This is a genomic window from Stenotrophomonas sp. YJH_SMC_101-4, assembly GCF_059370395.1.
Genome location: NZ_JCAFTP010000006.1, coordinates 265,921 through 287,008 on the forward strand (window position 1 = coordinate 265,921; position 21,088 = coordinate 287,008).

General features: G+C 67.4%; 18 protein-coding genes. 11 read left to right on the top strand and 7 right to left on the bottom strand.

Annotated elements, in window-relative coordinates; genetic code table 11:
* Positions 1–73: 73 nt before the first annotated feature.
* Complete coding sequence (locus AC5P8D_RS19795) at positions 74–817, top strand: pseudouridine synthase (protein WP_495203592.1); 744 nt, start codon at positions 74–76, stop codon at positions 815–817.
* Between the two features lie 70 nt (positions 818–887).
* Here AC5P8D_RS19795 and AC5P8D_RS19800 read toward each other — a convergent pair whose 3' ends face one another.
* Entirely contained in the window at positions 888–1,415 is a 528-nt protein-coding gene (locus AC5P8D_RS19800; RefSeq protein ID WP_010487093.1) for a DUF2059 domain-containing protein, read from the bottom strand.
* A 133-nt stretch (positions 1,416–1,548) separates the two neighbouring features.
* Between AC5P8D_RS19800 and arfB the strand changes: the two genes are divergently transcribed.
* From arfB to dcp, 3 genes are all read left to right on the top strand, one after another.
* Positions 1,549–1,980 (top strand): alternative ribosome rescue aminoacyl-tRNA hydrolase ArfB, encoded by a 432-nt coding sequence (gene arfB / locus AC5P8D_RS19805; protein WP_005420755.1) that lies wholly within the window; start codon positions 1,549–1,551, stop codon positions 1,978–1,980.
* Between the two features lie 46 nt (positions 1,981–2,026).
* Positions 2,027–2,587, top strand: coding sequence for a lysophospholipid acyltransferase family protein (locus tag AC5P8D_RS19810; protein ID WP_224329368.1), 561 nt, complete (start codon positions 2,027–2,029; stop codon positions 2,585–2,587).
* Between the two features lie 111 nt (positions 2,588–2,698).
* Positions 2,699–4,855 (top strand): peptidyl-dipeptidase Dcp, encoded by a 2,157-nt coding sequence (gene dcp / locus AC5P8D_RS19815; protein ID WP_019337438.1) that lies wholly within the window; start codon positions 2,699–2,701, stop codon positions 4,853–4,855.
* Positions 4,856–4,990: 135 nt separating this feature from the next.
* Here the strand turns inward: dcp and AC5P8D_RS19820 are convergent, their stop codons facing one another.
* Both AC5P8D_RS19820 and AC5P8D_RS19825 read right to left on the bottom strand, forming a co-directional pair.
* Positions 4,991–5,437, bottom strand: coding sequence for a 3-dehydroquinate dehydratase (locus AC5P8D_RS19820; protein ID WP_004153636.1), 447 nt, complete (start codon positions 5,435–5,437; stop codon positions 4,991–4,993).
* A gap of 3 nt (positions 5,438–5,440) precedes the next feature.
* On the bottom strand, positions 5,441–5,842 hold the full coding sequence (locus AC5P8D_RS19825; RefSeq protein ID WP_495203593.1) for a hypothetical protein: 402 nt from the start codon (positions 5,840–5,842) through the stop codon (positions 5,441–5,443).
* A 257-nt stretch (positions 5,843–6,099) separates the two neighbouring features.
* On the opposite strand from AC5P8D_RS19825, the gene lepB reads away from it, so the two are divergent.
* On the top strand, positions 6,100–6,726 hold the full coding sequence (lepB, locus tag AC5P8D_RS19830; protein ID WP_495203594.1) for a signal peptidase I: 627 nt from the start codon (positions 6,100–6,102) through the stop codon (positions 6,724–6,726).
* 124 nt (positions 6,727–6,850) lie between these two features.
* Positions 6,851–8,107, top strand: a complete 1,257-nt coding sequence (locus AC5P8D_RS19835; RefSeq protein WP_241874508.1) for an MFS transporter — start codon at positions 6,851–6,853, stop codon at positions 8,105–8,107.
* A gap of 80 nt (positions 8,108–8,187) precedes the next feature.
* Here the strand turns inward: AC5P8D_RS19835 and AC5P8D_RS19840 are convergent, their stop codons facing one another.
* Together AC5P8D_RS19840 and AC5P8D_RS19845 are read right to left on the bottom strand one after the other, a co-directional pair.
* Positions 8,188–9,096 carry a LysR family transcriptional regulator gene (locus AC5P8D_RS19840; protein WP_329763736.1) on the bottom strand — a complete coding sequence of 303 codons (909 nt, stop codon included), beginning with the start codon at positions 9,094–9,096 and terminating at the stop codon, positions 8,188–8,190.
* Between the two features lie 332 nt (positions 9,097–9,428).
* Positions 9,429–10,397, bottom strand: a complete 969-nt coding sequence (locus AC5P8D_RS19845) for a LysR family transcriptional regulator (protein WP_143994093.1) — start codon at positions 10,395–10,397, stop codon at positions 9,429–9,431.
* Positions 10,398–10,506: 109 nt separating this feature from the next.
* On the opposite strand from AC5P8D_RS19845, the gene aceB reads away from it, so the two are divergent.
* The 4 genes from aceB (at position 10,507) to AC5P8D_RS19865 (ending at position 17,457) form a co-directional block, all read left to right on the top strand.
* Positions 10,507–12,129: a malate synthase A gene (gene aceB / locus AC5P8D_RS19850; protein ID WP_262103089.1), complete on the top strand. Its 1,623-nt coding sequence runs from the start codon at positions 10,507–10,509 to the stop codon at positions 12,127–12,129.
* Between the two features lie 65 nt (positions 12,130–12,194).
* Complete coding sequence (gene aceA / locus AC5P8D_RS19855) at positions 12,195–13,496, top strand: isocitrate lyase (RefSeq protein ID WP_019661879.1); 1,302 nt, start codon at positions 12,195–12,197, stop codon at positions 13,494–13,496.
* A 417-nt stretch (positions 13,497–13,913) separates the two neighbouring features.
* Positions 13,914–14,954, top strand: coding sequence for a GGDEF domain-containing protein (locus AC5P8D_RS19860; RefSeq protein WP_049410007.1), 1,041 nt, complete (start codon positions 13,914–13,916; stop codon positions 14,952–14,954).
* 4 nt (positions 14,955–14,958) lie between these two features.
* A complete protein-coding gene (locus tag AC5P8D_RS19865) occupies positions 14,959–17,457 on the top strand; it encodes a putative peptide modification system cyclase (protein ID WP_329837432.1) in 2,499 nt (832 codons plus the stop codon).
* A gap of 7 nt (positions 17,458–17,464) precedes the next feature.
* Here the strand turns inward: AC5P8D_RS19865 and AC5P8D_RS19870 are convergent, their stop codons facing one another.
* Positions 17,465–17,761 (bottom strand): NHLP-related RiPP peptide, encoded by a 297-nt coding sequence (locus tag AC5P8D_RS19870; protein ID WP_109815138.1) that lies wholly within the window; start codon positions 17,759–17,761, stop codon positions 17,465–17,467.
* 138 nt (positions 17,762–17,899) lie between these two features.
* Here AC5P8D_RS19870 and AC5P8D_RS19875 point away from each other — a divergent pair, with 138 nt between their 5' ends.
* A complete protein-coding gene (locus AC5P8D_RS19875; RefSeq protein ID WP_191863735.1) occupies positions 17,900–19,066 on the top strand; it encodes a putative peptide maturation dehydrogenase in 1,167 nt (388 codons plus the stop codon).
* 19 nt (positions 19,067–19,085) lie between these two features.
* On the opposite strand, the gene AC5P8D_RS19880 is transcribed toward AC5P8D_RS19875, so the two are convergent.
* Positions 19,086–21,086 carry an acetyl/propionyl/methylcrotonyl-CoA carboxylase subunit alpha gene (locus AC5P8D_RS19880; protein WP_447907140.1) on the bottom strand — a complete coding sequence of 667 codons (2,001 nt, stop codon included), beginning with the start codon at positions 21,084–21,086 and terminating at the stop codon, positions 19,086–19,088.
* Positions 21,087–21,088: the final 2 nt, after the last annotated feature.

The window sequence follows — 21,088 nt, forward strand, 5'->3', positions numbered from 1 at the left end:
ACGCCGTTGCCGGCGCGCAGAGCCGCCGAGCGCGGGCTCGGCTCTACAGAAGGCAGGCCTTTATAATCCCGCGGTGAGCACCGAACCCGAGACCCTCGCCGCGGTCGAGACCGACACCGCGCCCCTGCAGCTGCTGCACCTGGATGAACGCCTGGCCGTGGTCAACAAGCCTGCCGGGCTGATGGTCCACGACAGCAAGCTGGCCCGTGGCGAAGACGACTTCCTGGCCGACCGCCTGCGCGAGCAGCTGGGCCGCCCGATCTTCCTTGTGCATCGCCTGGACCGGGCCACCAGCGGCTGCCTGCTGTTGGCCTTCGACCGCGAAACCGCCAGCGCGCTGGGCAAGGCGTTGATGGGCGGTGAAGTGCTGAAGGACTACCTGACCGTCTGCCGTGGCTGGCCGGCAGAACTGTCCTGGCGGGTCGACCACGACCTCGACGGTGGCCCGGGCAAGCCGGTGAAGAAGCCGGCGGTCACCGACTTCCAGCGCCTGGCCACCGGCGAGCTGTCGGTCCCGGTCGGTGAGTTCACCCGTTCGCGCTACGCGCTGCTGCGTTGCCAGCCGCAGACCGGGCGCTTCCGGCAGATCCGCCGGCACCTGAAGCATCTCTCGCATCACATGATCGGCGACACCAGCCACGGTGATGGTCGCCACAACCGCATCTTCCGCATGCAGGGCGTGCACCGCATGCTGCTGCATGCCGAGCGCCTGCGTTTCCCGCATCCGGACGGTGGCACGGTGGATGTGCGTGCGCCGCTGGACCGCGAGTTGCAGAAGGCGCTGGGCCTGTTCGGCTGGCAGGTGGACGACGCCTGATGCTGCTGCGGTAAGCCGAGCGTGGGCTCGGCTCTACAGCCAGCGGCTGGGCGTGGCCCGGCGCACCCCGTTATTTCTTTTCCGGCTCGTTGACGATCGCTTCCAGGTCCTTCTGCAGATCCGCGAACAGCGGCTGCATGCGCGCCTGGATGGCCACCATCACGTTCTGCATCAGCGCCGGGGTCTTGTCCAGCAGGCTCTGGCCGGCCGCGCTCTCGTAGAACTCGGCCATCGCCAGCACGTCTTCCTTGCTGAAGGTCTTCTTGTAGAGGTCCACGTACATCGGCCGCAGCTGCTGCCACGACAGGGCCTGGCGCAGGGTCTGGCTGGTCCGCGCCTGGATCCGCTTCAGCTGTTCCTGCTGCTGGGCGTTGAGCTGGCGCTGTGCGGCCACCTGCTGGAACTGCTGCTGCTGCATCGCCTCGATCTGCGGCAGCATGGTGTCGATCATGCTCTGCGCCCGTGACGCGGACAGCAGGCGGTTGATGTCGCCATCGGTCGGTGGCGCGGCCAGGGCCGGAACGCTGGCCACGGCCAGCGCCAGCAGCAGGGCGGCGCGGCGCAGCAGGGACGGCAGGGCGGGTGCGGTGCGGGTCATGCGGGCTTCCTGCGGTACATGGGACGGCCAGCATACCCGCAGCCAAGGCGAAGGCGGCGTGTTCGGTACCTGATCGGCGGCATACGGTGCGCGATGCCGCACTCCGGCACGTGGCTGCCGCTACAATGCGCGGATGGGCAGTGGACCGGTCACCATCAGCGCGCAGCTTGAAATCCCCGACGGCGAGATCGTCGAGCGGTTCGTGCGTGCCAGCGGTGCCGGTGGCCAGAACGTCAACAAGGTCTCCACCGCGGTGGAACTGCGTTTCGATGTGGCCAACTCGCCCTCGTTGCCCGAACCGTTGCGCGCGCGCCTGTTGGCGCGGCGTGACCGGCGCATGACCGGCGAAGGCGTGCTGGTCATCGACGCGCAACGTTTCCGGACCCAGGATCGCAATCGCGAGGATGCGCGCGAGCGGCTGGCGGCCTTCATCCAGGCCGGGCTGAGCGTGCCCAAGCCGCGCAAGGCCACCAAGCCGACCCTCGGGTCGAAACTGCGTCGTCTGGACGCCAAACGCGGGCGCGCGCAGATCAAGCGCGGGCGCTCATCACGTGACTGGGAGTGATTGCTTGAACAACCCGACTTCGTTGCTGCCGGCCGTGCCGCCGCAGATGCCGCAGGTCAAACCCAACGCCTTCCTGCGCTGGCTGGCGCGCTGCACCCTGCGCATGGGCGGCTGGAAGGTGACCGGCACCCTGCCTGACATTCCCCGCCTGGTGTTCATCATCGCGCCGCATTCGTCCAACTGGGACGGCCTGTGGGGCATGGCGGCCAAGATCGCGCTGGGAATGAAGGTCAAGGTGCTGGGCAAGGCATCGCTGTTCTGGTGGCCGCTGGGCCCGCTGCTGCACAAGCTGGGCGTGATCCCGCTGGACCGCAGCTCGCCGCAGGGCACGGTGGGCCAGGCGGTGGACCTGCTGCGCAACAACGAGAAGATGTGGTTCGCCATCACCCCCGAGGGCACCCGCAAGGCCGTGAAGGACTGGAAGGCCGGCTTCCTGAAGATCGCCCGGATGGCCGACGTGCCGATCCTGGCCGCGTATTTCCACTACCCGGAAAAGACCATCGGCATCGGCCCGCTGTTCACGCCCAGCGGCGATGATGCCGCCGACATGGCCGCCATCCGCGAGTTCTACCGGCCGTGGATGGGCAAGACCCGCGGTACGGTCTGAGCCTGCCGCAGGCCGCCGCATAGACGCCACGTCCGGCACATGCCGGGCGAGCGCGACAGGAGTAGGGTGGAGGGCTGGTATCCCGTACCGTCTGCCCAAGGAGTGTTTTACATGTCGCGTACCGTAGTCCTGGCCGCCGCCATCAGCCTGGCGCTGGCGGCCTGTTCCGGCAAGGAGTCCACCCCCGTGTCCGATGCCCAGAAAGCCCCGGCCCAGCAGCCGGCCGAAGCCTCCACCAATCCGCTGCTGAGCGCCAGCACGTTGCCGTTCCAGGCGCCGCAGTTCGACAAGATCAAGGACAGCGACTACCTGCCGGCGTTCGAGGAAGGCATGCGCCAGCACCTGGCCGACGTGCGCAAGATCGCCGACAGCAGCGAGCCGGCCACCTTCGACAACACCATCGTGGCGATGGAGCGCAGCGGCGAGACCCTGAACCGCGTGTCGCGCATTTTCTTCGGCCTGGTCCAGGCCGATACCAACGATGCACGCCAGAAGATCCAGGAAGAAGTGGCGCCGAAGCTGGCCGCGCACCAGGACGAGATCAACCTCGATCCGAAGCTGTTCGCGCGCGTGAAGTCGCTGTACGACCAGCGTGACACGCTGGAACTGGACCCGGTGCAGAAGCGCCTGGTCGAGCATTACTACGACGGCTTGGTGCGCGCTGGCGCACAGCTGTCCGACGCCGACAAGGCGAGCCTGCGCAAGCTCAACGTGGAAGAAACCACCCTTTCCACCCAGTTCCATACCCGTCTGGTGGCCGCCACGGCCGCTGCGGCCGTCGTTGTCGACGACAAGGCCAAGCTGGCCGGCCTGGACGAGAATGCGATCAACAACGCTGCCACCGCCGCCAAGGATCGCAAGCTGGATGGCAAGTTCCTGCTGCCGTTGCAGAACACCACACAGCAGCCGGTGCTCGGCTCGCTGAGCGACCGCGACCAGCGCGCCGCCGTGCTGAAGGCTTCGGAAACCCGCGCCGAGCGCGGCGATGCCAACGACACCCGGCAGACCGTGCAGCGCCTGGCCCAGCTGCGTGCACAGAAGGCCAAGCTGCTCGGCTTCGACACCTTCGCCGACTACCAGCTGGGCGACCAGATGGCCAAGACCCCGGCTGCCGCGCTCAAGCTGCTGACCGACACCGTGCCGGCCGCCACTGCCAAGGCACGCGCCGAAGCCGGCGAGATCCAGAAGGTGATCGACGCGCAGAAGGGTGGTTTCCAGGTCGCCGCTTCGGACTGGGACTTCTACGCCGAGCAGGTGCGCAAGGCCAAGTACGATCTGGACGAATCGCAGATCAAGCCGTACTTCGAACTGGACAACGTGCTGCAGAACGGCGTCTTCTACGCCGCCACCCAGCTGTACGGCATCACCTTCAAGCCGCGTACCGACATTCCGACCTACAACCCGGACATGAAGGTGTACGAAGTGTTCGACAAGGACGGCACCTCGCTGGCGCTGTTCTACACCGACTACTTCAAGCGTGACAGCAAGTCCGGCGGCGCCTGGATGGACGTGTTCGTCGAGCAGGACGGCCTGACCGGTGCCAAGCCGGTGGTCTACAACGTCTGCAACTTCACCAAGCCGGCCGCCGGCCAGCCTGCGCTGATCAGCTTCGACGACGTCACCACCATGTTCCATGAGTTCGGCCATGCGCTGCACGGCATGTTCTCGAACGTGAAGTACCCGTCGATTGCCGGCACCGCCACCTCGCGTGATTTCGTCGAGTTCCCGTCGCAGTTCAACGAGCACTGGGCGCTGGATCCGAAGGTGTTCGCCAACTACGCCAAGCACTACAAGACCGGCGAGGCGATGCCGCAGGAACTGGTCGACAAGATCCTCAAGGCACGCAGCTTCAACCAGGGCTACGCGACCACCGAGTACCTGTCGGCCGCACTGCTGGACCTGGCCTGGCACACGCAGAAGGCCGACGCGCCGCTGCAGGATGTCGGCGCCTTTGAAGCCAGCGCGCTGAAGAAGTTCAAGGTCGACCTGCCGCAGGTGCCGCCGCGTTACCGTACCACCTACTTCGACCACATCTGGGGCGGTGGTTACTCGGCCGGCTACTACGCCTACTTCTGGGCCGAAGTGCTGGACCATGACGCCTACCAGTGGTTCACCGAACACGGTGGCCTGACCGCGGCCAACGGCCAGGAATTCCGCGACAAGATCCTCTCGCGCGGCAACAGTGTGGAGCTGTCGACCCTGTACCGCGATTTCCGCGGCAAGGACCCGTCGGTGGAACCGCTGCTGAAGTTCCGCGGGCTGAAATAAGAAAGCGAAAACGGCGGGGGCAACCCCGCCGTTTTTCTTTGCTCTTCTTGTAGAGCCGAGCCTACGCTCGGCTGCCTTTCGCGCCCTTGTAGAGCCGAGCCCATGCTCGGCTGGTTTCCCACGAAAGGAAGCGCGCTACGTCCCCACATGCACCCGGTTGGCCTGCTCGGCCAGCCCCAGGTGGTCCAGCGCGATATCCAGCGCCAGCACATAGCTCTGTGCACCGTAACCGGCCGCAATGCCCAGGCGCTGGCCGACACCGGCCGGCAGGCACGGCTCGGCCACCGCGCCGTCGTCATGCACTTCCACGTACGCGTTGTGCAGATAGGGCAGCAACCGTTGCAGGCGCAGGCTGTTGGCACATGCACCCGGATCGAGCAGCGTCACCTCGCCGCGACTGTGATCGGCCACGCGCAGCGCGTCCAGCAGTTCCTGTTCCGAACCGCAGGCACGGATCGCCACGCTGGTGCCGGCATCGATCGCGCGATGCACCAGCGACTTCAGTACCGGCGCCGGCAGTGGCATTGCCGTGCGAATCAAGGCGCCGGCGGCTTCCGGGCCGCGGATGATGAAGATCGACATGGCTCAGCTCTCCTGCGCCAGGCGACGGCCGACGATGGCCAGCGACAGCGGATAGCCGGCCTGCTGGCTGCGCTGGTCGACCACCACCGCGGCGGGGCCGTGCTGCAGGCGCAGGCGCGCATCCAGGCCGGGCTCGCTGGGCGACTGCAGCTCGATGTACTGCGCCGGCAGCCGTTCCAGCGCCGCCTGCAGTGCGCCACCCTCGGCCTGCCATTGCGCCTCGTCGGCCACGCCGACATCCAGCAGCACCCAGTCGGCCGAGCGCGCCTGCGGCTGGCACAGGCACTGGCGCACTTCGGACAGACTGGCGCAGTCGCTGCACAGCACGCGATGGCCGCTCAGCTGCGCCGGCAACTGCGGGCGCGGCGCCGACGGAGACGCGTGGCGGATCACCAGGAGGGTCATACAACACCTTGCGGAATGCGCCCTGCGGCGCGGTGGAGACACGATGCGCGTGCTGGCCGTAAAGGTGCGATGCCCGTGGCCGGGGCACGGCGTAAAACCTGCGTAACCCATCCTGTAGAGCCGAGCCTACGCTCGGCTGGCGTGCACCGACGCTTGAAGGGCAGCCGAGCGCGGGCTCGGCTCTACAGCAAGCCGGTGCGGGAACCTCTTCGGCCCGGATGTGGTCTGATGCAGCTACCACTGACCCGGAGCCTGCCATGGACGCTGTTGCCCGCCCTCCCTTTTCCGAACGCGCGCTGGCCTGGCTGAAGAAAGAGGCGCTGCCGTTGCTGGTGATGCTCGGCCTGCTCGCCGCCGCCCGCGATACCCTGGCCAACCACTACGTAGTGCCCAGCGGCTCGATGCAGCCGACCCTGCAGCCCGGCGACCGGGTGGTGGTGGACATGCGTGCCTACGGCCTGCGCCTGCCGTTCACCGGCAAGGAACTGATGGCCACCGGCGTTCCGCAGCGCGGCGAGGTGGCGGTGTTCGATTCGCCGGCCGACGGCACCCGCCTGATCAAGCGGGTGGCCGCGGTGGCCGGTGACCATGTGCAGCTGCACGAAGGGCACCTGAGCATCAACGGCCAGCCACTGCAGACCGCCGACCTGCAGGACGTGGAAGCCTTCGGTGAACGCCGTGCCCGCCTCGATCTGGACATGGGCGGCGGCCCGGACATCGCCGATCTGGTGGTGCCCGACGGTAAGGTGCTGGTGCTGGGTGACCACCGCGGCAACAGCTTCGATGGCCGCTTCTTCGGCTTCGTCGACGCTGACAAGGTCTACGGCCGCGCTGTGGCGGTGTACTACCGCCGGGGCGCCGGCTTCGAGTGGCAGCGCCTGTAAGCTGAATTGATACTTCCTGTGTATCAATCCTGACCTATCAGGTTATGGATCGACTGGATGGACGGGCCTAGTCTGAGGCCCGTTCCCTCCCATACCCGGCCGTCCCCACCGGCCCACCGATCCCATGACTGGCGAAACCGCCGCGACCGTCGAACGCCGCCCCCACGCTGTTGACCCCGCTTCCGACACCCGCATCCAGCAGGGCACGCCGGCTTTCCGCCGCACCGCGCTGGCGCTGTTCCTGGCCGGCTTCTCCACCTTCGGGCTGCTGTACACGGTGCAGCCGCTGCTGCCCGAATTCAGCCGCCACTTCGGCGTGTCCGCCGCCGGCAGCGCAATGTCGCTGTCGCTGACCACCGGCACGCTGGCGGTGGCCATGCTGCTGGCCGGCCTGCTGTCCGACGCGGTCGGCCGCCGCCCGTTGATGATTGCTGCGCTGCTGGCCTCGGCCATGCTGTCGCTGAGCACCGCGCTGGTGGACGACTGGACCACGTTGCTGTTGCTGCGCACCCTGCTGGGCCTGGCGCTGAGCGGCGTGCCGGCCGTGGCGATGACCTACCTGGTCGAGGAAATGGACAGCCGCGCGCTGGGCCTGGCGATGGGCCTGTACATCGGCGGTAACGCCATCGGTGGCATGAGCGGGCGACTGCTGGCAGGCATCATCGCCGACCACTGGGGCTGGCGCTGGGGCATCGGCGTGGTCTCGATCATCGCCGTGGCCAGCACCGTGCTGCTGTGGCTGCAGCTGCCGCCGTCGCGTCACTTCCACCCCCGCCGTGATGGACTGCGCCAGTTGCCGTCACGCTGGCGCATGCTGTTCGCCGACCCGGGCCTGCCGTGGCTGTTCGCCACCTCGTTCGTGCTGATGGGCGTGTTCGTCACCCTCTACAACTACCTGGGCTACCACCTGCTGGCGCCGCCGTACCACCTCAGCCAGACCGTGGTAGGCCTGATCTTCAGCGTCTACCTGGTGGGCACCTTCAGTTCGGCGTGGATGGGCCAGCAGGCTACGCGTTACGGACGCGGCCGCATCCTGTCGATCTCGTTCGCGCTGATCGGTGCCGGCATCGCGCTGCTGGCACTGCCTTGGCTGAGCACGATGGCACTCGGCATCGCGCTGGTCACGTTCGGCTTCTTCGGTGGTCACTCGGTGGCCAGCAGCTGGGTTGGCAGCCGTGCCGGCACGATGCGCGCGGAAGCCTCGGCGCTGTATCTGTTTGCCTATTACCTGGGTTCGAGTGTGCTCGGTGGTTTAGGCGGCCTGGCTTATGCGGCGTGGGACTGGCGGGGTGTGTGCCTGTTCGCCGCCGTGCTGACCCTGATCGGCGGTGGCATTGTCTGGGCGCTGCAGCAGCGCGCCCCGCAGCCGGTGACCGCGTGATCCTGGTCTGATAGAGGCCGACCTTGGTCGGCGTTGTGGTCGTGGGCCAACCAAGGTTGGCCACTACCGGGGGGGCACGCTCAGCCCTCCACGAACGCCTCGCGCAACAACCCGGCGAAATTGCGGATCAGCGGCGTCACCCCCTCGCGGTGCCACGCCAGCTGCACCTCCGAATGCGCACCAGCATCGGCCAGTGCCACGAAGCGCGATCCTTCCACCCGGATGTGATCGCACGACGACGGCAGGATGGCTGCGCCCAGGCCGGCAGCAGCAAGACTGATCAGGGTCGAGGCTTCGCCCGCCTCCTGCGCGATGCGCGGCGTGAACCCGGCGGCCGCGCACAACGCGATCATGTGGTCATGGATGCCCGCACCGGCACTGCGGCGAAATGCCACGAACGGCTCCTGCGCGAAGTCGCGCAGCGACAGCGTTCCTTGTTTCGACAGTTTGCGCAGGGCGGGGTGGTCGGCATGCACGATCAACGCCAGCGGGTCGACGAACAGGCTGTGCGCCACCAGTTCCGGCGGCAACGCGCGCTTGCGGATGATGCCCACGTCCAGGCTGCCATCGAGCAGCGCATCGATCTGCTGCAGCGTGTTCATCTCGCTCAGCTGCAGCCGTACCTGCGGGTACTGCTGGCGGTAGCGCAGGATCGAACGCGGAATCTGCGGTGACAGTGGCGTGGCCCGGGTCAGGCCGATACGCAGTTCGCCCTGCTCGCCGCGCTGCGCGCGCTGCACCTCGTCCACCGCTGTTTCCACCTGCTGCACGATGGCGCGTGCACGCTCCTGCAGCAGCTCACCGGCAGGCGTCAGCTGCACACGACGGTGGCTGCGCACGAACAGGCGCGCCCCGATCAGTTCCTCCAGCTGGCGGATCTGCTGGCTGAGCGGCGGCTGCGACATGCCCAACCGCTCCGCCGCCTGGCCGAAGTGCAGCGTATCGGCGACGGCAAGGAAGTAGCGCAGGTGGCGGAGTTCGACGGACATGGCGCCAGTCTAGCCAGACCGGCACCGTGCCTGGCGTCTTCTTTGATCGTTTTTCCGCCAGTCGAGCATGGCTCGACTCTACAAAAGCCCATTTCGATCATTGATGACGTGTCGACCAAGGTCGACACCTACCAACAGCCGCGGAGAACTGTCAGAGGCGGGGCGCTGTGGGTGGGCAGGACCGTTGGCGCCATGGATGGCGCCATCGAGCCCCCAGGGATGGGTTCACGGCGTGTCCTGCCCACCCACAGCGCACCGCCATCCTACGGATAGCCCGCTGTTGCCGTTGCTTCGGCCTCGGCAGGTGCAGGGCGCAGCCCTGCCGAACACCCCTACCGCTCGGAATGCCCGCTCTGGTCGTAATCGCGCGGACTGAACAACTCCGGCTGGATCAGCTCGATGAACGCCCGCGCCTGCGCCGACAACGCCTTGCCGCGCCGCACGATCACCCCGTAACTGCGTTCCGGGAACCAGCGCTTCATCGACCTCGCCGCCAACCGCTCGCGGTCGGCCTCGTTCAGGCAAAGTGCCGGCACGATGGAAATGCCCATGCCCATCGCCACGTACTGCTTGATCACCTCCCAGCCCCCCACCTCCAGCGCCACGGTGTAGGCGATGCGGTGGCGCTGGAACACCTGGTCCACCAGCCGGTAGGTGATCTGCCGCTTCGGCGGCAGCACCAGCGGATAGCGCGCGATGTCGGCCAACTCCAGCTCGCCGCCCTTGGCCAGCGGATGGTCATGCGGCGCGATCAGCACCTGTTCGAAGCGGTAGGCCGGGGCGTAGGTCAGGTCGGCCGGCACATCGGTCATCGAACCGATCGCCAGGTCGGCGGCATCCTCGCGCAGCAGGTCGGTGCCGTCGGCGCTGATCGCGTTGTGCAGGGTCAGGCGCACGTCCGGGTAGTGCAGGCGGAAGCGTTCGACGATCTTCGGCAGCAGGTACAGGATGGTCGAGCTGTTGGCGGCGATGTTCAGCTCGCCCGCATCCAGGCCGCGTACCTTGTCGCGGAAGCGTGCCTCCAGCCCGTCCAGGTTCTCCACCAGCGGCTGCGCCATTTCGTACAGCAGCTGGCCCTCGCGGCTGGGCACCAGGCGACGCCCGCTGCGCTCGAACAACGGCACGCCCAGCTCCCGTTCCAGGGCCTGCAACTGCAGGCTGATGGCCGGCTGGCTGACGAACAATGCCTCAGCCGCCCGTGAGACAGAGCCCAGACGCACGGTCTGGCAGAACGCGCGCAACGGCTTCAACCGGTCGGATTTGTAGGAAAAACGCGGACTTGGCGAGGGGCGCGTGGTCATGGCGTTACAAGTATTAGCACAACTTATGTAGAGCATTGCAAAAACTGTTTTGCCAAATACTCGGCCCGGGCGGCACCGTGGAGGCGTTCCCCACCGCTGGAGTCGCCCCATGTCCGCCGTCGCTTCCGCTGTTCCCACCCCTGCCAGCAAGGCCACCCCCGGCATCGCCCTGGCGACCCGCGTGGCCGGTCAGGACACCGTGCTGCCGGCGCCGCTGCTGGCCCTGCTGGTGTCGCTGCACCGTGCGGTGGAACCGGGCCGGCAGGCACGGCTGCAGGCCCGCCGTGAACGCCAGGCGTTCTTCGACCAGGGCGGCCTGCCGGACTTCCGTGAAGACACCACCGCGATCCGTAGCGGCGACTGGCGCGTTGCGCCGCTGCCGGCCGCGCTGCAGGATCGCCGCGTCGAGATCACCGGCCCGACAGACCCAAAGATGGTCATCAACGCACTGAACTCCGGCGCCAGGGTGTTCATGGCCGACTTCGAGGATTCGACCTCGCCGACCTGGCGCAACCTGCTGGCCGGGCAGCAGTCGCTGGCGGCGGCGGTGCGTGGTGATCTGGAATTCACCGCCGCCAATGGCAAGCACTACACGCTGCGCCCGTACGACGAACAGGCCGTGCTGATCGTGCGCCCGCGCGGCTGGCATCTGGACGAGAAGCACGTGCGCATCGACGGCCAGTTCATCGCCGGCGGCCTGTTCGACGCGGCGGTGTTCGCCTTCCACAACGCCCGCACCCTGCAGGCCAAGGACCGCGGCCCGTACTTCTACCTGCCCAAGCTGCAGAGCATGGAAGAGGCCGCGCTGTGGGAGACCGCGCTGTCGCACATCGAAGGCATGCTCGGCCTGCCGCACGGCCAGATCAAGGTGACCGTGCTGATCGAAACGCTGCCGGCGGTGTTCGAGATGGACGAGATCCTGCACGCACTGCGTGACCGCATCGTCGGCCTGAACTGCGGGCGCTGGGATTACATCTTCTCGTACCTGAAGACCTTCCGCCGCCACGCCGACCGCGTGCTGCCCGAACGCGGCCAGGTGACCATGACCCAGCCGTTCCTGAAGGCGTATTCGGAACTGCTGATCCAGACCTGCCACCGCCGCGGTGCGCATGCGATGGGCGGCATGGCCGCGCAGATCCCGATCAACAACGATGCCGCGGCCAACGAACAGGCGATGGCCCGGGTGCGCGCCGACAAGCTGCGCGAAGTCACCGCCGGCCATGACGGCACCTGGGTTGCGCATCCGGCGCTGATTCCAGTGGCGATGGCGATCTTCGACGAACACATGCCCGGTGCGAACCAGCACAGCGTGCTGCGCCAGGATGTGCGCGTGGGCCGCGATGAACTGATCGCGCGCCCGCCGGGCACCATCACCCGTGCCGGCTTCGAAGGCAACGTGGAAGTCTGCGTGCGCTACCTGGCGGCGTGGCTGGATGGCAACGGTTGCGTGCCGATCCACCACCTGATGGAGGACGCGGCCACCGCCGAGATCAGCCGCAGCCAGCTGTGGCAGTGGCTGCATACGCCGGGCCAGCAACTGGACGACGGCACCGCGATCGATCTGGCGCTGCTGGATTCCACTCTCTCGCAGCTGCCGGCACGGCTGGGCGATACCGCCGCGCTGCCTGGTGGTACACGCATCGGCGAAGCCATCACCCTGCTCGGCGAACTGAGCCGCAGCGACGAACTGACCGATTTCCTGACCCTGCCGGCCTACGCGCGCATCGATTGACTCCCGCCCGCGTTTCCACGCCGTTTCCCTCCCCGCTGCACGCACGAACCGAACTGGAGAAAGACATGAGCAAGCTGCCCACTGCCGAACAGATCCAGCACGACTGGGATACCAACCCGCGCTGGGAAGGCATCCAGCGCAACTACAGCGCCGCCGACGTGGTGCGCCTGCGCGGCACCGTCCACATCGAGCATTCGCTGGCCCGCCTGGGTGCGGAGAAGCTGTGGGCGTCGCTGCATGAGCGCGAGTTCGTCAACGCGCTGGGTGCGCTGACCGGTAACCAGGCCATGCAGCAGGTCAAGGCTGGCCTGAAGGCCATCTACCTGTCCGGTTGGCAGGTGGCGGCCGACGCCAACCTGGCCGGCCAGATGTACCCGGACCAGTCGCTGTACCCCGCCGATTCGGTGCCGGCGGTGGTCAAGCGCATCAACAACACGCTGCTGCGCGCCGACCAGCTGCACCATGCCGAAGGCAAGGATGACATCGACTTCCTGCAGCCGATCGTGGCCGATGCAGAAGCCGGTTTCGGCGGCGTGCTCAACGCCTTCGAACTGATGAAGGCGATGATCGAGGCCGGTGCCGCCGGCGTGCACTTCGAGGATCAGCTGGCCTCGGTGAAGAAGTGCGGCCACATGGGCGGCAAGGTGCTGGTGCCGACCCGTGAGGCGATCGAGAAGCTCAACGCGGCGCGCCTGGCCGCCGACGTGCTGGGCGTGCCGACCCTGCTGGTCGCGCGCACCGATGCTGAAGCAGCGGATCTGCTGACCAGTGACATCGACGGCAACGACAAGCCGTTCACCACCGGTGAGCGCACCGTCGAAGGCTTCTACAAGACCCGCAATGGCCTGGACCAGGCGATCAGCCGTGGCCTGGCCTATGCACCCTACGCCGACCTGGTGTGGTGCGAGACCGGCAAGCCGGATCTGGAATTCGCACGCAAGTTCGCCGAGGCGATCCATGCGAAGTTCCCGGGCAAGCTGCTGGCCTACAACTGCTCGCCCAGCTTCAACTGGAAGAAGAACCTGGACGACGCCACCATCGCGAAGTTCCAGCGCGAGCTGGGCAGCTACGGCTACAAGTTCCAGTTCATCACCTTGGCCGGCTTCCATGCGCTGAACTACGGCATGTTCAACCTGGCCCACGGCTATGCACGCCGCCAGATGAGCGCGTTCGTGGAGCTGCAGGAAGCCGAGTTCGAAGCGGCCGAGCGTGGCTTCACTGCGGTCAAGCACCAGCGTGAGGTCGGTACCGGTTACTTCGACGCGGTGACCCAGGCGATCCAGCAGGGCCAGTCGTCGACCACCGCGCTGACCGGCTCGACCGAGGAAGAGCAGTTCCACGGCGGGCGCAGCGAACGCGCTGCGTGATGCGGTAGTGCCGGCCGCTGGCCGGCAACCCGTCGATGTTCCCGAGGTCCAGATGGTTGCCGGCCAGCGGCCGGCACTACCGGGCCTCAGAGCGATCAGGGTGGCCAGGGAAGGGCCAGACAACGCCGGCCGGTCGGGGGACCTGCCGGCGTTGTTGTATCGATGCAAAGGCGCGGCCAGCAGGCAGCGTCAATCAGGCGCACCCCGTGTGCCGGCAACTTGGCCGAAACCCTGTGAAACCCGGCATCGGATTGATCCCGCAGGGGTTTTGCCCGGACACCCGTGACCAGAACGGGCCACTACCGATCTTCACATCAATCAAGATCGGCAGAAGGGTCAAAATGAGATAGGGCGCACACTTTAAAGCGGTGCTATGCTCCGCGGCTCACCAGGGGACGCTGGCGGCGGGTGCAGGGAATGACCGGCAGGGGTGCGGCCGAGAACAGTGATGTGACGTCAGGTATCGCCCGGGTGGCGATGGCCGAGATCGTGCACGCGCTGCTGTCCGCTGCCGAGGTGGCATTGTTCGCCAGATTTGCCCGTCCATGCAAGCTTCATGCCGGACAGTGGTTGTTCCAGCGTGGCCATCGCGGCGAACGGATGTATGTGATCCTCCAGGGCCAGATCGAACTGGACTTCGGCGAGGACCTGGTGATCAAGACGCTCGGCCAGCATGAGTTCTTCGGTGAGCTTGGCCTGCTGGTCGGTGATCACCTGCGCAGCGCCAGTGCACGCGCGCTGGCCGACTGCGAAGTACTGGAGCTGGGCCCGGCCGATTTCCATCGCCTGGTGGAATCCGATCCCGGCCTGGTCGCCTACTTCCTGCGGCGCACGATCATGCGCGTGCTGACCAACGAGCAGGCCCTGATCAGCCAGCTGCGCCGGCGCAACCATGATCTGGAAACCGCGCTGGACAATCTGTACATCACCACCCATCAGCTGACCCACACCCGTGAGCTGGTGCGTACCGATGAACTGACCGGGCTGCACAACCGCCGTGGCCTGACCCTGTACCTGCAGGAGTGCCGCGCCGACGGTGGCGGGTTGCCGCAGGCCCTGCTGCTGATCGACTGCGACCGCTTCAAGCAGATCAATGATCGTCACGGCCACCAGGCCGGCGACCGTGTGCTGCAGAGCATGGGCAACATCCTGCGCTCGATGGCCGGTGAGCAGGACCTGGCCTGCCGCCTCGGCGGCGATGAGTTCTGCCTGATCCTGCGCCGTGGCAATCACGAGATCGTGCAGCACGCGGCCGAGTTCATCCTCAGCGCGGTGCATGGCCTGCTCGAACGCAGTCATGGCACGCCGCATGTCAGCCTGGTCAGCATCGGTGCCAGCCTGCTGGCGCCGGAGGCCGGCTGGAGCGAGTGGTATGCCAGTGCGGACCGCGCGCTGTACCAGGCCAAGCGCGATGGCGGCAACTGCCTGCGCTGGGTGGATGCTCCGGACGGCCCATAGGGAGATGCAGGCGATGAATGGCGACAACGGAACGTCAGCCCCGCATAGCCCCCAGCTACGCGCCCTGCTGTTCACCGATCTGTGTGATTCGCTGCAGCTGGTCGAGCGGATCGGCGACGTCGCGGCCGCGAGCCTGTTCCAGGAACACGACCGCCTGGTGCTGGTGTTGCAGCACCGCTGGAATGGCCAGCTGATCGATCGCTCCGACGGCCTGTTCATGCTGTTCGAGCGCGCCATCGATGCGCTCGGTTTCGCGCTGGACTACCAGTGCGAACTGCACACGCTGGGCCAGCAGCGTTCGATTGAACTGCGTGCGCGTGCCGGCCTGCATGTGGGTGACGTACTGACCTGGGACAACAGTCCCGAAGCGGTGCGCGCCGGCGCCAAGTCGATGGAAGTGGAAGGGCTGGCCAAGCCGATGGCGGCGCGCCTGATGATGCTGGCACGGCCTGGCCAGATCCTGTTGTCGGCCGTGGCCGAATCACTGACCCGCCGCGCCACCGATGCGTTGGGCGAGCGCGGCGCGCGCCTGCTGTGGAAGTCGCACGGGCGCTGGCGCTTCAAGGGCGTGCCGGTGGTGCAGGAAGTGATCGAAGTAGGCGAGATCGGCTCGGCGCCGCTGCGCATGCCACGTGCCAATGCCAAGGCGCGCCGCGACCTGCCGCTGTGGCGGCAGCCGTTGGTGCTGGCCGCTGAAGGTCTGGTACTGACGGTGGCGGTGCTGGGCGGCTGGCTGCTGCTGCGGCCGGAGCCGGCGATCGCGTTCGCCGAACGCGACTGGGTGGTGCTCGGGGATGTCGACAATCTCACCGGTGATCCGATCTTCGACGATTCGATGCGGCACGCGATCCGCATCGCGCTGGAGCAGTCGCGCTACGTGAACGTGCTGTCGGAGGGCAAGATCCGCGAAAGCCTGGAAATGGCGCGGCTCTCGGGCGATACCCGGCTCAACCGCGATACCGCGGCCGAGGTGGCGGTGCGCGAGGGTGCGCGCGCCGTGTTGTTGCCGACCGTGCGGCAGAAGATTGGTGGCTATGAGCTGGCCATCGACGTCGCCGCACCCGGCACCGGCCAGGTGATCCAGACGTTCACCGCCACCGTGGATCGATCCGATCAGATGGTGTTCGCGGTGGACGACGTGGTCGGGCGCCTGCGACGTGGCCTGGGCGAATCGGTGGCGAGCCTGGAACAGTCGTTGCCGCTGCCGCGGGCATCGACCCAGGACCTGCGCGCACTGCGTGCGTTTGCCCTGGCCGAAAGCGCACTGGGCCAGCGTCGCTTCGAAGAAGCACGCAACCTCTACCAGGCGGCGATCGATATCGATCCCGGTTTTGCCCTGGCCTACATGGGCGTGGCCAAGCTGCTGGCCCGCACCGCGCAGGTTGCGGACGCGCGTGACGCGCTGGAGCACGCGCTGGCCCAGCAGCAGCGTTTGCCCGCGCGTGAGCGCCTGTACCTGAAGGGCTGGCAGGCCGAACTGGAACCCGGTGGCTGGCCGCTGGAACAGTGGCGTGCACTGGCCAAGATCTATCCGGATTCGTTTGCGGGGCTGTCCAATACCTCCTGGGGGCTGCTGCAGGACAATCGCTTCGCCGAGGCCGCGCCCTACGCGCGCGCCGCGACGGTGCCTCAGGATCCGTTGCGGCTGTATCCGATGATCCATCTGGCGCGGGCACAGTTGGGCCTCGGCCAGCCGCAGCAGGCAATGCGCACCTTGCACCAGGCACAGATGCTGCGCGGCAATGACGAGGCCGACGACCTGGATGTGGACGTGCTGGTTGCGCAGGGCCTGGACGCACAGGCACAGCAGCTGTTGATGCGGTTGCCGCGGGGGGATGACCTGCAACAGCGCATGCGCCTGCGGGCAAACCTGCTGGTGGCTGCGGAGCAGCGTGATTGCAGCAGCCTGCATGCCGCGATCGCTGCGGATGGCCCGGCACCGGATCTGATCGACTACCAGATCCATCAGCGCCTGCAACACGCCACCGTGACCACGTTGTGCACGGCCGGCGATGCAAAGGAGCTTGAATCCATCGCCGCCATGCTGCGACCGCTGCTGCGGAAGAACGACGACTCCGCCGTGGGTAGCCGCAGTCTGCAGTTGCTGGCCCTGACCTATCTGGCCCAGCGCCAGGGCCAGCATGCGCTGGCCGCAGAGTGGCTGCGTGACCACGGCGAACTGCTGGAGCGGCAGCGCAGCCCTGTGGTGGGCAAGTGGCGCCGGGTTGTGCTGGCGATGGCCGAACTGGCGCAACAGCGTCCGCAAGCGGCACGCCATCTGCTCGAGCCCACCTTTGATGGCAGCGAACCGGTGCAGGCCCATGTTGTGCTGCTGCAGGCATTGCGTGCCGAGCAGGACACTGCCGGCGTGCGCCGCGAGCAGGCCTGGCTGGCCCGGCACCACGGTCAGGCCATTGCCGAGGTGGCGTCCATGCAGGTCTGGCAGCCCCTGAATGTGCACGACATCGCCACGGAGGCGACGTCGGTGCGGGTGCCGCGCTGATGCGGACTCAGGCGTTGACGCGCTCGTCGATCCGGTCGGCTTCGAAGCAGAACACCACCGTCATCGAGGCGGTTGAGGCACTCAGGTACGCATGCAGCGAATCGCGGGTGCGGCGCAGCTCCTCGACCGAAGCCAGGGTGCCGATCTTCATGCAGTCGTTCTCGCCAACCGCACCGTCCAGGCCGATCGAGGCCAGGGCCCTGCCCGGCGATGCGGTGAAGTGGTTGCGGAAGTCGTCGTTGCCGATGAGGTGGTCCAGCAGGGTGCTGGCGTCTTCGGCGGAAAGGCGGGGATGGGTGCTCATGGGGATCGTCCGTAGGTTGAGTTTCTCGTATCGGCCGCGACAGCCTGCCATTGAGGGCGGTGGCGTGCATGTCGCTAAAGTTGGCCGCGTCGCGGTCGTTGCTGCTATGCCGGTTGTGCGGCAGAAGGAAGGAAACCCATGCGCCTGCGCCGCTGCGCCAGCCTGATGTTCGAGCCCCGCGAGTCGGTCACCCTGGACCTGCGCGCGATGCTGGCCGGCCAGGCCGAGATGGACAGCCAGATCAGCTGGGTGGCCCTGGCCGCCCATCTGGACCAGCCGCTGCCGGTGGACGCCGAGGAGCGCCAGCTGCTGGGCGAGCTCAGCGCGCACCGCTGGAGCGAACCGCCGGCCGGCACCTCTCCGGCGATGCTGGCGCGCCTGGTCGAGCAGGGGCTGGTGCTGACCGACCCGCCGGATGAGGTCGGGCACCAGATGCGTGATGAGGCATTGCGACGCAGCCAGTGGTGGCCGTTGGCCGCATTGGCCCATCGCCATGCGCGCTGGCAGGCGGTGGACAGCGTGGAGGACATGCGTCGCCAGGGTCTGGATACCGCTGCCGGCCTGCGCCAGCGGCTGGGGCCGCCGCCACCGGTGGTGCAAGCCCTGCAGGGCGACTACCAGCCGCTGCCGCGCAGCGAAGAGGCCGCGTTCGACGCGCTGCTGGCGCAGCGCACGACCTGCCGCAATTTCGACCCGCAGCGTGCACTGCCATTGCCGCTGCTGGCCCAGGTGCTGCAGCGCACGCTGATGGCCCACGCGGTGCAGAAGGTCGAGCGTGATACGGAGTTCCTGAAGAAGAACGTGCCCTCCGGCGGCGGCCTGCATCCCACCGAAGGTTTCCTGCTGGTACAGAACGTGGAAGGGCTGGTACCAGGGCTGTACCACTACCACCCCGTGCAGCACGCGGTACTGCCGTTGCCCTCGCCGCCCCCCGATGCATTGCCCGCGCTGGCACGGCGGATGCTGTCCGGTCAGGAGTGGTTCGCCGATGCACCGGCGCTGCTGGTGCTGGCACCGCGGTACGACCGCTGCTTCTGGAAGTACCGCAACCACGCCAAGGCGTATCGTGCGGTGACGCTGGATGTCGGCCACATCTCGCAGCTGCTGTACCTGTGCGCAACCGAGCGTGGCCTGGCGGCATTCGTCACCGCAGCCATCAACGATGCCGATGTCGATCGTGCCTTCGGTTTCGACGGCATCGGGCAGAGCGCGATGGCCATCTGCGGCCTGGGCTGGCGCAGTGCCACGCTGGACACGGCCGAATTCGATCCTGCTGGCCGGGTGGTGGTGGGCGACGACCGCTGAGCGGTCGCCGCCGCGGCGTTCACGCCGCCTCGAAGTCCACCAGTACTGCACCGTCACCCACCTGGTCGCCGGCCTTGGCGCGGTAACCCTTCACCGTGCCGTCCGCCGGTGCCTGCAGCGTGTGCTCCATCTTCATCGCTTCCAGCACCACCAGCGGCGTGCCGCGCTTGACCTCGGTACCGGCGGCGACCAGCGTCGCAACGATCCTGCCCGGCATCGGCGCCAGCAGGCTGCCGGCGTCGGCCACGGCGTGGTCCGATTCACCCACCGGATCGTGCAGGGTGAAGCGGTGCTGGCCGTCGGCGCCGAACAGGTACAGCTGGTCACCGTCGCGCAGCAGCTGCAACGACCAGCGGCGCTCGCCCAGCTGCACCGTCAGGCCCTGCATATTGGCCGTGCCGATCACCTGCACCGGCGCCGCATCGTCGCACTGCACGCGCCAGCCATCGGCCTGCGCCCACACCTTCAGCGTGTGCCGGCGATCGCCCTGCTGCAGCGGCAGCACGCGTGGTGCCGATGCGCCGAGGCGCCAGCCGTCCTGGGCCTGCCACGGCGAATGCGGGTCGCGCGCGTCGGTGCTGGCACCGGCAGTGCTTGCAACGGCGGCCACGGCGACCAGCTGCCACAGGGCATCATCCGTATCGCCCCCTGCACTCAATGCCGCCTGTTCGCGTTCGATCAGCGCGGTATCCAGCTTGGCGTGCGCGAACGAATCGGTGTTCACCAGCCGGCGCAGGAAGCCGGCATTGGTGGTCACGCCCACTACCTGGCAGTCGGCCAGCGCCTGGCTCATGCGGCGCAGCGCGGCATCGCGGTCCACGTCCCAGACGATCAGCTTGGCAATCATCGGATCGTAGTACGGGGTGATGCTGTCGCCTTCCTCCACGCCGGTATCCACGCGCACATGGGCAGACGGCGCCGGCAGGCGCAGGCGGCGCAGGGTACCGGTGGAGGGCAGGAAGCCGCGGTCGGCATCTTCTGCGTACAGGCGTGCTTCGATGGCATGGCCGTGGATCGCCAGCTGCTCCTGGCGCAGCGGCAGCGGCAAGCCCGAGGCCACGCGCAGCTGCCATTCCACCAGGTCGGTGCCGGTGATGTATTCGGTCACCGGGTGCTCGACCTGAAGGCGGGTGTTCATTTCCATGAAGTAGAAATCGCCGTCCGGGCCGGCGATGAACTCCACCGTGCCGGCACCGACGTAGCCCACCGCGCGCGCGGCATCGACCGCCGCCTTGCCCATTGCAGCACGACGTTCTGCGCTCATGCCCGGGGCGGGTGCTTCTTCCAGCACCTTCTGGTGGCGGCGCTGCACCGAGCAGTCGCGCTCGAACAGGTAGACCGCCTCACCGTGGCTGTCGCCGAACACCTGGATCTCGATATGGCGCGGGCGCTCGACATACTTCTCGACCAGCACGTGGTCGTTGCCGAACGCCGAGGCGGCCTCGCGCTGGCAGCTGGCCAGCGCATCGACGAAGTCCTCGCTGCGCTCGACCTTGCGCATGCCCTTGCCACCGCCACCGGCGCTGGCCTTGATCAGCACCGGGTAACCGATGGCGTCGGCCTGTTCGCGCAGGAAGGACGGTTCCTGCTGGTCGCCGTGGTAGCCCGGCGTCAGCGGCACGCCGGCTTTCGCCATCAATGCCTTGGCCGCGCTCTTGTCGCCCATCGCGCGGATGGCGCTGGCCGGCGGCCCGATGAAGGTGATGCCGGCGGCGGCGCAGGCATCGGCGAAGTCGGCATTCTCGGACAGGAAGCCGTAACCGGGGTGGATCGCCTGCGCGCCGGTCAGGCGTGCGGCGTCGAGCAGGGCATCGCCGCGCAGGTAACTTTCACGTGCAGCGGCCGGACCGATGTGGATGGCTTCGTCGGCCAGGCGCACGTGGCGCGCGTTGCGGTCGGCATCGGAATATACCGCCACGGTGGCGATGCCGAGGCGGCGGCAGGTGGCGATGACGCGACAGGCGATTTCGCCGCGATTGGCGATCAGGACTTTGGTGAACATGGCAACAGGCTCGGTCATGG

Coding starts and splice junctions, on each gene's coding strand:
- AC5P8D_RS19800 (WP_010487093.1), bottom strand. CDS start 1,415: ATGACCCGCACCGCACCCGCCCTGCCGTCCCTGCTGCGCCGCGCCGCC.
- arfB (WP_005420755.1), top strand. CDS start 1,549: ATGGGCAGTGGACCGGTCACCATCAGCGCGCAGCTTGAAATCCCCGAC.
- AC5P8D_RS19810 (WP_224329368.1), top strand. CDS start 2,027: ATGCCGCAGGTCAAACCCAACGCCTTCCTGCGCTGGCTGGCGCGCTGC.
- dcp (WP_019337438.1), top strand. CDS start 2,699: ATGTCGCGTACCGTAGTCCTGGCCGCCGCCATCAGCCTGGCGCTGGCG.
- AC5P8D_RS19820 (WP_004153636.1), bottom strand. CDS start 5,437: ATGTCGATCTTCATCATCCGCGGCCCGGAAGCCGCCGGCGCCTTGATT.
- AC5P8D_RS19825 (WP_495203593.1), bottom strand. CDS start 5,842: ATGACCCTCCTGGTGATCCGCCACGCGTCTCCGTCGGCGCCGCGCCCG.
- lepB (WP_495203594.1), top strand. CDS start 6,100: ATGGACGCTGTTGCCCGCCCTCCCTTTTCCGAACGCGCGCTGGCCTGG.
- AC5P8D_RS19835 (WP_241874508.1), top strand. CDS start 6,851: ATGACTGGCGAAACCGCCGCGACCGTCGAACGCCGCCCCCACGCTGTT.
- AC5P8D_RS19840 (WP_329763736.1), bottom strand. CDS start 9,096: ATGTCCGTCGAACTCCGCCACCTGCGCTACTTCCTTGCCGTCGCCGAT.
- AC5P8D_RS19845 (WP_143994093.1), bottom strand. CDS start 10,397: ATGACCACGCGCCCCTCGCCAAGTCCGCGTTTTTCCTACAAATCCGAC.
- aceB (WP_262103089.1), top strand. CDS start 10,507: ATGTCCGCCGTCGCTTCCGCTGTTCCCACCCCTGCCAGCAAGGCCACC.
- aceA (WP_019661879.1), top strand. CDS start 12,195: ATGAGCAAGCTGCCCACTGCCGAACAGATCCAGCACGACTGGGATACC.
- AC5P8D_RS19860 (WP_049410007.1), top strand. CDS start 13,914: ATGACCGGCAGGGGTGCGGCCGAGAACAGTGATGTGACGTCAGGTATC.
- AC5P8D_RS19865 (WP_329837432.1), top strand. CDS start 14,959: ATGCAGGCGATGAATGGCGACAACGGAACGTCAGCCCCGCATAGCCCC.
- AC5P8D_RS19870 (WP_109815138.1), bottom strand. CDS start 17,761: ATGAGCACCCATCCCCGCCTTTCCGCCGAAGACGCCAGCACCCTGCTG.
- AC5P8D_RS19875 (WP_191863735.1), top strand. CDS start 17,900: ATGCGCCTGCGCCGCTGCGCCAGCCTGATGTTCGAGCCCCGCGAGTCG.
- AC5P8D_RS19880 (WP_447907140.1), bottom strand. CDS start 21,086: ATGACCGAGCCTGTTGCCATGTTCACCAAAGTCCTGATCGCCAATCGC.